Genomic DNA, 11,637 nt, shown 5'->3' with positions numbered 1-11,637 from the left:
CTAGGAAGACCAACAATATCTCCTGATAACTTAGCAGAGTTAACATTTTATGATCAATCCCCTATTAAGTTTGTCTTAAACTATTGGTCAAAGAAAAAAGGCGAAATTATAGAGGGTGATATAAATCAACTGGCAGAAAATATTGGTTTTGTGAAAAATCACCAAAGAAGCACTAGCGATAGGCCATCATTTGACAAAAAAGAATACAAATGTAGAACAGTTATTGATAAAAGAATCCGCTCCGGCAGCAGAAGAAGTAGACGTATTCAACGTAGAGTTTGTGCTGTAGGATACGATAGAAAAATCTACAACAGTACTGAAAGCTATAGAGATCAACGAAATGGATACATTCAATAAATTAGATATTATTAGAATAAGCACCTCCTCTTATCAAGGGGAGGATTTCGCAGACAAAGAAAAGAATGCACTAGAAACTCAATTCAAAATCCAATATAAGGCCAAGGCCGATAAGTCTATTGATCACATTCTTATAACTAATAGCAATACAGATACTTCAAAGCTCTCCGTATCAAACAAGACCAAATTAATCATCCACCCAAATTCTGGCTACGATAACTTCTCATTAGACTTCGTAAAAAATTGTCCTTGTCCTATAATAATAGGAAATGAGATTCGTATGAATGCAGTCGTAAACTATACGACGGCAGCACTTCTAGATTATTTAAATAAATTAACTCATCAACCAGCATGGGATAACTCTAGAATATGGAATAGGTCTCTTCTTGAAAGTAAAAATATACTTATTTTAGGAAATGGCCATATTGGATCGAAAGTTAAGAGTATAGTAGAATCCTTAGGCGGACTGCCTAAGATATATGATCCATTTAAGGGATACCAAGAATTAGACTTTGAAAATGTTGATGTTATTCTGCTTTGTGCGAGCCTAAACCCAACAAGCCACAAAATTATAAATGAGAAGGCCCTTAATAAAGTCTCAAAAGATTTACTCATTATTAACGGTGCACGTGGAAAGTTGATAGATCAAGATGCTCTAAAGAAATTTTTGAAAGCAAATAAAGAATCCTTTGCTTACTTAGATGTCTTTGAGAACGAGCCTTATGCTGAGAGTGATTTTAAAGATATCACAAATATGTGTCGTACTTCACATATTGCAGGAGTGCATAACCAATTGAATTCCAATATAATAAAATTTGAATGTAAAATAATAGAAAGCTTTCTTGAATCTAGAGATATTGAAGAGTTTAAATCTACCAATAGAGAATCTCTTCTACAAAATAGAATCAGTGATGGATATTTAATATAGGAAATGAATATGAGTAAAGACTTTTATAATTTAACAAAGAACCTACTTTGCGCTCCAGGAAATGGTGTGTTCACTGTGAATACGGCGAAAGAGAGAAAAGAAAAACTTCATAAGACACTCTATAAAACAACTGAGAATGTTGAATCATTATGGGAGAAGTCTATTGAAGAGAGCCTAAATAGCTCAAGTCCTATTTTATTAGGAGTTTGTAGTGATACTGGTGGAGGGATTCAAAGAGGTGCTAACTGGGGACCGTTGTTTCTAAGAAGTACATTATTAGAAGAACACCCAGAATTAACTTATGATGATATTGGAGATATAAGAGTCATACCTCACCTTCTTCATGATAAGTACTTAAATGATAAAACAATTGAGAGCTGTAGAAACGCACTCTATAACGATAAAAAAACAGACCTTCCTGTCAGTGCGCTAAGTTTAACAGAAGAGTTCTGTGATCAACTACATGAGTCTTATCCAAAGAAGAAACTCTTCTCTATTGGAGGAGACCACTCGGTCAGTTACCCACTTGTAAAGAGTTACTTAAAGGCCAAAAAGAAACAAGGAATAAAGGCAGCAATCATTCACTTTGATGCTCATACAGACCTTTTAGTCGAACGTCTTGGTATTGATATTTGTTTTGGAAGTTGGTGTACACATATCCTTCCTTTTCTCGACTCTCCAGAGTACTTAATTCAGCTTGGAATTAGATCGAGTGGAAAAGATAGATCTCATTGGGAGAACAGTTTTGGAGTTCAACAGTTTTGGGCACAAGAAATTAAAGAAAAAGGTGCCAACAATATTGTAAAAGGAATTTTAGAATACTTAAAAGCTGAAAAAATTGATGAGCTCTATGTGAGCTTTGATATTGATGCATTAGATGAAAAATATGCAAGTGCAACAGGAACACCAGAGCCAGGAGGAATGGACCCTGAACAAGCAATAACAATAATCAAAGCTCTTGCTGCAGAGTTCAAGATAACTGGGGCAGACATGGTAGAGATTGCTCCATTAGTTTGTGCTGATCATGTAACACAACCTGAACCACAAACGACCTTAACTGTTGGTGCAGCAATTTCTGCAACCTTGATAGAGGCACTTAATAGTGGCGATTCTTAACTTTCCTCCTATTCATCAAGCAGATGAGAACGGCCTTTTGGCCGTAGGTGGAGACTTAGATGTAAAATCACTATTAAAAGCTTATCAAAGTGGTATTTTTCCATGGCCAATCTCAGAGGACTTTCCTTTGGCATGGTTTGCACCAAACCCTAGAGGTGTTATTGACTTTGATGAATTTCACCTATCAAAAAGTTTTAAGAAATTTTTAAATAAGACTGAAATGACAGTCGAATTTAACCAAAATTTTGAAAATGTTATAATAAATTGCTCATTAGCATCTAGAAAAGATCAGGCAGGCACTTGGATAACTGATGAGATAATTGAAAGTTACATTAATCTTCATAAGGCCGGATACGCTTATAGCGCTGAGACCTATATCTTCAAAGATGGTATGAAAAGAATGGTAGGAGGGCTCTATGGAACTTGTATTAGTCAGTTCTTCTCTGGAGAATCCATGTACCATATTGAGGACAATGCCTCCAAGTTCGCTCTCTATAAATTAATAGAAAAACTTAAAACTATGGGAGTCAAGTGGCTAGATACACAAATGGTGACACCAGTAGTTCAAGCAATGGGTGGAAAGGAAATTGATAGATCAGTTTTTATGAAAAGACTTTCTAAGACAGATATAGATTCATTTTTAATACCTAGTATTTAATCCTAATCCCTTCTCATATACTTTATTCATAAATTCATCTGATACATTTAATAAAAAACAAACCTTCATTACTAAGTTCAAAAGACTCTGACGGAAAAATCCATTTTTATTAAATCTGATAGCAGAAGTCCTACTTACAAAAGGAATAATTTGAGCAGGACAGAGTTTATTCAACTTTTCACTAAGCGCAGTATCTTCAAAGATAAAGAGTTCAGGAACTACTGGACAGCCTGAAAGCAGAGACTTCTTAAAAAATATACAATGATCTAGATAGATTATTGAGCGAATCTTTCCCCTAACCTCATTTGAATACCAAGATGTGAACTTCAGTAGAGGGAGGTCTTCAATAAAGCGATGAGAGAATCCTCCCCACTTAATAGATTTATAATTTCGTTGTAAGTACTCTAGACCGGAAGGCTCTATTATACTCCGGGGATGGTGCAAGAGGATCAAGTCATTCTCTGCTTTATCTATTCCAACATTTAGTCTCTCTGCCCTAGAAGACTTCTCTGTTTGAATAAGTTTCACGGGGTATTTTTTTACTAAATCAATAGTTCCATCGGTACTACCACCATCGACAATAATAACTTCAATTCCAGAAAGGTCTGATAAATGATCTAAACTGTCTTTTAAAAGGTTTTGCCCAAGCTCATTGAATACTGAAAAAACAATGGATATTCTATGCTTGCTCATTTTTTTCAACAAGATCAATCTTCCATGAACTCTCTCCATGAGAAGCTAGTGATCGATAATCAGAGAGCTCAATGACCTGAGGGTCACACACTTCTTTACATAGGCCACAGAATATACACTTCTTCACATCAAGAATCATACTACTAAGCTTTTCTTTATCTATTTTGACGTCCAAACATGCAGTAGGACAAATAACCGCGCAATCATTACAGCCACTACAGCTACTAGGATCAATTAATTGGGGTAATCCTCGTTCTTTATCATTTTTGAGAATAGATCCCTTTCCCTTAATTAGAATACGAAGAGAAGTAAAACTATAGGCCCTAAGAGACTTAAGAATTGCTCTTGTTGTACTTATTGATTTATAAAGTTCACGTTCTAAGATCATCTATCTAACTCCCCTACAACTATATTCATAGAAGAAAGTGAGACCATACAATTGTCTAGCCTTGTTCCTGGTAGCATGCGAGAGAAGGCCTGAGCAGAGAAAAAAGAAGGCGCTTTAATCTTTACTCTGTAAGGTCTATTTGAGCCATCGGACTCTATATAGAAACCTAGTTCTCCATTCACCGCCTCGGACATAGAGTAAATACTAGATTTCTCAGGAGCAAAACGAAGTAGATTTAGATCTATTTCTGAATTCTCAACTTTAACTTTTCCAGAAGGAAGACTATCTAAAACCTGAGAGATAATCTCCAGTGATTGTCTCATTTCTTCGACACGCACTAAGAACCTATCGTAACTATCTCCATTAATACCAAGAGGAATTTCAAAATCTACATCTTTATAGAAATAATAAGGTGAAACTTTTCTAATATCATAATTAACACCACAAGACCTTAAGTTAGGTCCGGTAACTCCTAGGTCAATTGCTTCATAAGCGTTTAGTGGAGCTGTTTGCAATCTCTCTTTCCAAAAGTTTGCTCTGTTTAAATGAAAAGAAAGCTCATTACATAAAGTATTAATTTGTTTTAACTCGCTTAATGAGTCGTTTATCCACCCCACAGGTAATGTGAAGTTTAAACCACCAATAGTGCTAAGATGATTTCCTTTAGAGGAGCCATTTAAGGCATAGAATGTTTTTGCCACTTTATCGACGATACGTCTTGCAATTTGAACACCTTCAAATATACCTGTTGCTTTTATAGTCGAAGCAATACATTGGGCGTGATCAGAGACTCTTGCAAATTCGCAAATGACCATTCTTAAGGCCTTTGCTCTATCTGGTATATCAATCCCTGCTAAGGCCTCAACCGCCTTGCACCAACCAACAGAGTTTGCAGCGCTGGAGAAAAAATTTAACTTATCGGTCATCGTCGATATTTGCCCATAAAGCATTTGCTCACAACTCTTCTCTATACCGCGATGTAGATAACCCATCTCTAATTTTGAACGAAGAATATAATCTCCCTCAACTTCAAAATTCATTTTCATCGAGCCTTTAAACCCTGGGTGAATCGGACCAATAGAAACATTTTCTATTAGGTTTTCTTTATACTTAGGAAGTCCAAGGTTTCTTTGAAAACTATCTTTCTCAACAACCGTCTCATCACTAAGAGAGAGCTCAAAATCTTTTCTTAAAGGATGACCTATAAGGTTATTTGGAGTCAGTAATCTCTCTTCACTTTTTTCACCAAATGAAACACCAAACATCTCCCAGACTTCTCTCTCACACCAGTGAGCATTGGTCCAAAGGTCAGTTGAACTTGGAAGAACTTCATTATTATCAGTATTAAAGTTGATTTGAACTTTGAGCCTAAAATGCTCTTCCATATTCAAGAGAATATAGTTTAATTGAAATCTTTTATCTTTAGGTTCACTCTCTTTATTATTATTAGATTTATCAACAGCAATTATGTCTAATAACATAATGAAGCCATAATTATCTCTAAGGTTTTTAAGAGTGCTTTTTAAGTTTTTCGTATGATCAATAACAATAGTGTTTAATCCACTACAGATAATTAAATTGTCCATGAATGTTGAAGCTAACTGATTACGAATGCTCACAGGCCATCACTCCTCTACTCATTCTTTCTTTTAAAAGCTTCATTCCATTAGTAATTTCTTCAGGACCAGGAGGACATCCCGGAATAAAGATATCAACAGGAATATCCTTTGATATATCTGGAACTATATTAAATGATGAAAATGGACCACCACTCATAGGACAAGCTCCTATAACTACAACCCACTTCTCTTTTGGCATTTCTTGATAAATCTCTTTAAGAATAGGATACATTTTAAAGTTTATTGATCCACTAATAATCAGTAAATCACTATTTTGGGCCTCAAACTTCTCTGAAAAGAAGTTATCTTCTAGGTATTGATCATCAAAAATTGAATAATACTCACTAGAGCAACACGCTGTAGCAAAAGTAAATGGAACAGTAGAGTGCGTATTCACCCAATTATGAAACTTACTTAAAAATGAATCTGATCTAGTGGTCAAAGCAAGGTCCTCAATTCCACTGGAAGATTGAACCTTGTCAAACCTTAGCTTAGGCATTTTTGCCATGTAAGCTCCTTTATACAATGCTTAATTATATTAAGGAGATAACCAGCAAAAGTAAACTAGCCTATCTGACGATTAAGTCTTCAGCTGCAGTTTTAGAGTCCCCAAAGTCCACCCAATTAACATCCTGCGGAAAAATTGATAACTTCTGACGTCTGTCCTTATCACACACGTAACCATCACCTAGGTCTCTTACCCATGAGTAGATCTTTTGATGGCTTGCACCATTTCCATGATCGTACTCTATAAATCTAAAATGATCTTGAGATGAACTACTTAAACCTGCTTGTATATTGATACTCATATCAAAAGCGGTGTTAAGTTCTCTAGTTGTGCAATTTTTAATACTTTTCTTTAAGGAGTATAGTCTCTCACCAGAGTTAGTCACAGGATTCTTCACCCAAGCAGTTCTTGAGCAAGAGTACATATACCCTGCCTCTTCAGTATTGAAAAATGATGTTAAGTAGCTAAAGAACCACATCCTTTCCTTATTACTGTTAATACTTGTATCTCGAACAAACTGCTGACAGGTCTTATATCTATCTTTGTATTTTAAATAGAAGTGTTTAAAGAAGTATGCAAAGTCTTTTATTTCCATTTCTTTTTGCAGAACCGCATCAGATCTATCATCTAACCTTTCTGCACTTACAACATTTCCAGAGAATGTGTCAGTACTAACCTTGACCTTAGTGATATTTTTCTCAGGCATATCCTTACTTAGCTTGTTATGTACTTCGTAAGACCTTATTGCTTTAACAGTCTTCCATGTATAGTCATACAGGGCCTGACAGCTACTTCTAATTGTTTTCATTTCATCAAAGTTAAAGAGATGGCCTTTGCTTAGAGAAATCTTAAATGCTTCTTTTGGGCCTATATTTCCAACAATCCTGTAGCTAGGTCTAGGCTCATTCCCTGAAAGTTTTCTACCATTTGAGTTCTGTATGAAAGCTACGGACTCGTCCCAATCAACAACCTTCTTTAATTGATTAAGATTATTTATCTTTTTGAATTCAGGGTCTGTAGGGCTAACTCCAACGAGTAATATCCGAGACTGCCATTTATTATATCCCCTACACGGGTAAGAGTTGCAGTACTGCAGTAAGACTCCACCAACAATACGAACTCTTTGAGATCTAGTTGGAGCAATTTCAAACTTATGAAAGTATCTACTTTTACCAAAGACAATAATCTTTTGAGGGCTCCCTAGCTGATCTAGTAACCTAGGAATAATCCCCTCAGTATATGGAGGTCTATTAATTGTACCTGTATACTTCTTCCAAATATCTTCCTGTGAACAAAAATTATGTTTTCTATAAAGTCTTCCAGACCTCAAATCAATTTCGTACTTACTCTGAGCTCCGACAGGTGTCGTCATTACAAAGTTCATTGAGTTGTCGACCTTAGAAGAAAAAGGAACTAAGTCAAAGAATGGGTGAATCAGATATTCACCATAAAAGTTTCGATCATTGTAGAGTGCGTCTGTTGCCATCCACGAAGGTCTAGCAGAGACAGATTCAATCTTATGTGTTCTCTTTGCGCAACCTGCAAAGAGTAAAATTAGACATAGAATTAATGTCTTTTTCATTTAGAACATCCCTATTCATAATACTTTAAACTTAATTAATTTTAACACAGTGTTCTTAGCTTTCAAGCAATCTCATTTTTTTAAAATCTTTGGCTAGACATTTTGAAATACTCTGGTAAAGTTGTGCTTATAATTTCTGCCCTGGTGATGAAATCGGTAGACATACGGGATTTAAAATCCCGGGATCGCAAGATCGTGCCGGTTCAAGTCCGGCCCGGGGCACCATCTTTAAAAAAGCCACTTTTCGAAGTGGCTTTTTTTGTTTCTACCTTTAAAATTGTTAATTTATTTTCAAATAGAACTAAACTGGAAACTTCTTTTCAAGATACTCTATAATATCATTAGATTCATACATCCATTTATCTCCAATTCGTAAACAAGGAACTTTTGGACTTCCACCCTTAGATAGTAATTCTTCTTTAAGGTCTTTATCTTTATTTGCATTTTTTAATTCTATTGGAAGATTGAGTTTTCTCATCACTCTTCTAACCTTTATGCAAAATGGGCAAGCATCAAATTGATACAATGAGTAGTTCTCTAACTCTTTTTCTACTTCTTTTTGTAGACTCTCTTCTCTTTTCCCAAGAGACGGCCTTGTTAAAAAATTTATAAAGAGGAGAATATTTCCAACAATTAATCTTAATAGCTTCATAGGTATCCAATATTTAAAATTACGGGTTTAAGTTATAATCAATATCAATTATATTAGGAAGTATCTCAATAGATAAGTATTAAGCAACTTGTTTAGTCTTATTTAGATAATTATTTATGTAGAAGGTGATATCATCTTTTGCAAGCTCTGGAAGATCTACAAACATCAGTCCAATCCCCCTAGGTCTTGATTCTGATATATTTTTAACTTGAGCAACACATTGGAAAGGATTATCGAGAGCACCAGCAGAGAATAGAATCCTTCCCTTTTTATCTACTACAAGGTCAGAACTTAACTGATTTAATTCAATAAAAATTCCACCAAGACTAAGACTCGTGCAGTATCCTCTATGTTCTTCACCATTAATTTCAAATGTTACAAGTTCATAGAAAGGAACTCTCATAGAAGAGCGCTTAATGAAGTATCTGATATTCTCTCCGCTACCATGTGTAGATACAGGAACCGATAATTCAAATATTTCAGACTTAGGCTTATAGAACTCAGTTCCTTTTTTTACTTTTACATTTTTATCTAGCTCACCATTAATTTTCATCTTATAGATTTCTGTGAAATCATATGGTCCCGAAGGCTCTTGACCATCTTTTGATACCATCCATATACGATCATTACTAACTTCAAATGCATCACCAATCAGTCTGTTTAATTCCTCATCGTCACTACTATCTAAAATATCGTCTTGATCGTTAGTATCTTCTTGAACTTCTGTGTTTTTAAATTCATCAATCTTTAATAAGAGAGTTTTTTCTCTATCTTTAACGGCCTCTAACTCTTTAAGCTTTTCAGAATAGACATCGTTTGCGCCGTCAACTTTTTCTTTAAGAGACTCAATTATATCTTCACTTTGAGTCTTAAGCTTATTGAACTGATCATTACGATCTTTGAAGTCATCTTTTAATGATTTATATTTTTCTGAAAGCTCATTATAGGCCTTCTTATACTTAGTTGTTTTATCTTTTAATGAACTATATTTTGAAATCAATTTCTTATTATCAGATCTCAAATTCTCAACGAGATGATTAACCTTTGTATCTGACTCATAAAGTCCATCTCTCTCATCATACAATGAGTCTCTTTCAGAAGTGATCTTTGCTAACTCAGCTTGAATGCTTTCAACTTCATTTCTCGATTTATTAAGCTCTTCTTTTATATATTTAACAGAGACATTAGATTCTTTATCTTTTTGAGCGATGTTGTCTTTATTCTTTTTAACCTCTAGCAGATAATTCTTCTCTAGAGCTTTATATTTAGTAATTAGATTTAAATAATCTTCTTTTAAGCTCTTCTTATCTGTATCTTGCTCATTCTTTCTTACAGATAGCTCCAACTCAAGACCTTCAATCTTTTTTAATAAGTTTTTATTTGTTGTAAGTAGGTTTTTAAATTTATTTTCAAACTCTTCTCTTTCATAAGTAAGTGATTCTATTTTATGAATTTCATTAGTTTGATTTGTTTTTAACGAAGAGAGTTCACTTTCGTATTCATTTTTAATCTTATCAATCTTCTTATTATAAAATTCTTCAATGTCATTTAATTCATTCGTTAAAAGTGTAACCTTCTTTTCAAGTAAATCCTTCTCTCCCCCAATCGGCCCATGGAATAAGTACTCCATCGCTTTAGTAAGAAGCTCTTCACTATGACTTGTAACAGGTGTAGAGCGATCTTCTTTTTCAAGTAAAGATTTATATTGCTCGCTTTGGGCCCTCTCTAACTTAAGTGCATAAAGAAGAGATTTATTTCTTTCTGATAATTTAAAGTTAACTTTTTCAATGTATCGATATTGACCTAATTCAGATTCATACTCTGACCTCAGGTTATCCATATCTCGATTAGACTTTTGCTTATTCTCTTCAATAGTTTTTAAACAATCAATTTTCTCATTCTCTAATGATAATATATTGCTATTTACTTCAGCGTTTTCATTTTTTAAATTGTGGATTAACTCTTCAAACTCTAAATTAATAGACTTCAATCCAAGTAATTCATTTTCTTTTTCTAAAAGTCTACACTCAGCCTCTTCAAGCATCACTTCAAGAGTATCTTCTCTTGATTCATTGATGGTAGTAGAAAGAGAATGAGTATAATTAAGTAAGTACTCATAATCAGAGTCTATTTCGCTTGAGAACTCTCCACCCGGTAATTTATGAGGCGGAGTAAATGTAGGGCATTCTCTCGGAGAAGAATCTTTAAAATCATAACAAGTATCTTTTAAGACTCGAATATCTTTAACTAAACACCACTCTCTAACTCGCAAATCAAAAACATAACTCTGCCCATCAAGCTTTCCGCTATCGAGTAGAGATACAATTTCAAAAACATCCAAATGCTTAAGAACTTTTTCTGAATCTTGAATAAGATAATACTTAGTAATTTCTTCCTCCAAAATACTAATACCACTGACTTATCGGCATTTTTAGTGATAAACTCAACTATTAAAATGACAAATTGTATTGATGAATAGGATTTAACACACTGTTTTCACGTGTAATAATAATGGATATACAAAAAAAGATAAACTTATTCAAAGATCAACTCCTACTGGCTAGAGACCCGGCCCAATTCAATGAGATCTGTAGTAGTTTCTTTAACTACAACTACACCTCTGTCGAAGAAAAATTAACAAACTCATCAGCTGATCCACAGCTATATCTAAATGAACAATTAAGAGAAGAAGCTTTAAACACAAGCTGGTACGACTATTATCAACTTATAAAATATTCTAAGAATCAAGTTCTAGATGTTGGTTCTGGCTATTCTAAAGGTACACTACTAGCTCTAACACTTGGGTATAAGAACTTTTACTCTGTGGAGTTTGTACCAGAGAGAATTCAGTGGGCCAAAATTAAAGCTCAAGAGCTCGATTTAGATACTTCATTTTTTTTCAGTGGTGATGCTCTAAATATAGATTTTTCTAAATATGAAATATTTCTTGTATATCAACCTACAGGAAGATTTCTAACGCGTTTTCTTAACTCTCTAACTCAATTTGAGAATAAGGAGATATGGGCAATAGAATCTCATGGAGACTTAATTCATAGACTTGATCTCGATTCAAGACTTATCGATAAAAGTGCCCTTTTAGAATTAAGTGCAAAGAGGCACGATAATACAATTTACT

The 11,637-nt window shown here is 34.3% G+C and carries 12 protein-coding genes and 1 tRNA gene; 6 read left to right on the top strand and 7 right to left on the bottom strand.

Annotation, left to right across the window (positions count from 1 at the left end; translation table 11 throughout):
- The 4 genes from ABX784_RS12585 to aat form a co-directional block, all read left to right on the top strand.
- A partial coding sequence (locus tag ABX784_RS12585; protein WP_372655402.1) for a hypothetical protein occupies positions 1-357 on the top strand: 357 nt, incomplete at its 5' end.
- The gene (locus ABX784_RS12580) at positions 341-1,285 is read left to right on the top strand and encodes an NAD(P)-dependent oxidoreductase (protein WP_372655401.1); all 945 of its coding nucleotides are present in this window, start codon (positions 341-343) and stop codon (positions 1,283-1,285) included. The genes ABX784_RS12585 and ABX784_RS12580, both read left to right, overlap by 17 nt.
- A gap of 3 nt (positions 1,286-1,288) precedes the next feature.
- Positions 1,289-2,401 carry an arginase family protein gene (locus ABX784_RS12575; protein WP_372655400.1) on the top strand — a complete coding sequence of 371 codons (1,113 nt, stop codon included), beginning with the start codon at positions 1,289-1,291 and terminating at the stop codon, positions 2,399-2,401.
- Complete coding sequence (gene aat / locus ABX784_RS12570) at positions 2,388-3,059, top strand: leucyl/phenylalanyl-tRNA--protein transferase (protein WP_372655399.1); 672 nt, start codon at positions 2,388-2,390, stop codon at positions 3,057-3,059. The genes ABX784_RS12575 and aat overlap by 14 nt, the downstream gene beginning before the upstream one ends.
- Here aat and ABX784_RS12565 read toward each other — a convergent pair.
- From ABX784_RS12565 to ABX784_RS12545, 5 genes are all read right to left on the bottom strand, one after another.
- The gene (locus tag ABX784_RS12565) at positions 3,042-3,752 is read right to left on the bottom strand and encodes a glycosyltransferase (protein WP_372655398.1); all 711 of its coding nucleotides are present in this window, start codon (positions 3,750-3,752) and stop codon (positions 3,042-3,044) included. The two genes, aat and ABX784_RS12565, sit on opposite strands and share 18 nt — an antisense overlap.
- Positions 3,739-4,140, bottom strand: coding sequence for a hypothetical protein (locus ABX784_RS12560; protein WP_372655397.1), 402 nt, complete (start codon positions 4,138-4,140; stop codon positions 3,739-3,741). Before ABX784_RS12560 ends, ABX784_RS12565 begins: the two co-directional genes overlap by 14 nt.
- On the bottom strand, positions 4,137-5,759 hold the full coding sequence (locus ABX784_RS12555; RefSeq protein ID WP_372655396.1) for an NADH-quinone oxidoreductase subunit C: 1,623 nt from the start codon (positions 5,757-5,759) through the stop codon (positions 4,137-4,139). The genes ABX784_RS12560 and ABX784_RS12555 overlap by 4 nt, the downstream gene beginning before the upstream one ends.
- Positions 5,746-6,267 carry an NADH-quinone oxidoreductase subunit B gene (locus tag ABX784_RS12550; protein WP_372655395.1) on the bottom strand — a complete coding sequence of 174 codons (522 nt, stop codon included), beginning with the start codon at positions 6,265-6,267 and terminating at the stop codon, positions 5,746-5,748. The genes ABX784_RS12555 and ABX784_RS12550 overlap by 14 nt, the downstream gene beginning before the upstream one ends.
- A 61-nt stretch (positions 6,268-6,328) precedes the next feature.
- Positions 6,329-7,849: a hypothetical protein gene (locus ABX784_RS12545; RefSeq protein WP_372655394.1), complete on the bottom strand. Its 1,521-nt coding sequence runs from the start codon at positions 7,847-7,849 to the stop codon at positions 6,329-6,331.
- A gap of 138 nt (positions 7,850-7,987) precedes the next feature.
- On the opposite strand from ABX784_RS12545, the gene ABX784_RS12540 reads away from it, so the two are divergent.
- Positions 7,988-8,074: transfer RNA gene (locus tag ABX784_RS12540), tRNA-Leu, on the top strand.
- A gap of 76 nt (positions 8,075-8,150) precedes the next feature.
- Here ABX784_RS12540 and ABX784_RS12535 read toward each other — a convergent pair.
- Together ABX784_RS12535 and ABX784_RS12530 are read right to left on the bottom strand one after the other, a co-directional pair.
- Positions 8,151-8,501 carry a glutaredoxin family protein gene (locus tag ABX784_RS12535; RefSeq protein WP_372655393.1) on the bottom strand — a complete coding sequence of 117 codons (351 nt, stop codon included), beginning with the start codon at positions 8,499-8,501 and terminating at the stop codon, positions 8,151-8,153.
- Positions 8,502-8,580: 79 nt separating this feature from the next.
- Positions 8,581-10,902: a PilZ domain-containing protein gene (locus tag ABX784_RS12530; protein WP_372655392.1), complete on the bottom strand. Its 2,322-nt coding sequence runs from the start codon at positions 10,900-10,902 to the stop codon at positions 8,581-8,583.
- Positions 10,903-11,012: 110 nt separating this feature from the next.
- Between ABX784_RS12530 and ABX784_RS12525 the strand changes: the two genes are divergently transcribed.
- The coding region (locus ABX784_RS12525; protein WP_372655391.1) for a class I SAM-dependent methyltransferase at positions 11,013-11,637 on the top strand (625 nt) is incomplete at its 3' end.

Source organism: Halobacteriovorax sp. (assembly GCF_041587335.1).
Taxonomy (GTDB): Bacteria; Bdellovibrionota; Bacteriovoracia; order Bacteriovoracales; family Bacteriovoracaceae; genus Halobacteriovorax.
The sequence above is the reverse complement of the archived record's forward strand: the minus strand, read 5'-3'. Positions and strand labels throughout refer to the sequence as shown.

Excerpts from the sequence above, each read along its gene's own strand:
- ABX784_RS12560 (WP_372655397.1), bottom strand. The coding sequence starts at position 4,140 with ATGATCTTAGAACGTGAACTTTATAAATCAATAAGTACAACAAGAGCA.
- ABX784_RS12545 (WP_372655394.1), bottom strand. The coding sequence starts at position 7,849 with ATGAAAAAGACATTAATTCTATGTCTAATTTTACTCTTTGCAGGTTGC.
- ABX784_RS12550 (WP_372655395.1), bottom strand. The coding sequence starts at position 6,267 with ATGGCAAAAATGCCTAAGCTAAGGTTTGACAAGGTTCAATCTTCCAGT.
- ABX784_RS12535 (WP_372655393.1), bottom strand. The coding sequence starts at position 8,501 with ATGAAGCTATTAAGATTAATTGTTGGAAATATTCTCCTCTTTATAAAT.
- ABX784_RS12580 (WP_372655401.1), top strand. The coding sequence starts at position 341 with ATGGATACATTCAATAAATTAGATATTATTAGAATAAGCACCTCCTCT.
- ABX784_RS12575 (WP_372655400.1), top strand. The coding sequence starts at position 1,289 with ATGAATATGAGTAAAGACTTTTATAATTTAACAAAGAACCTACTTTGC.
- ABX784_RS12565 (WP_372655398.1), bottom strand. The coding sequence starts at position 3,752 with ATGAGCAAGCATAGAATATCCATTGTTTTTTCAGTATTCAATGAGCTT.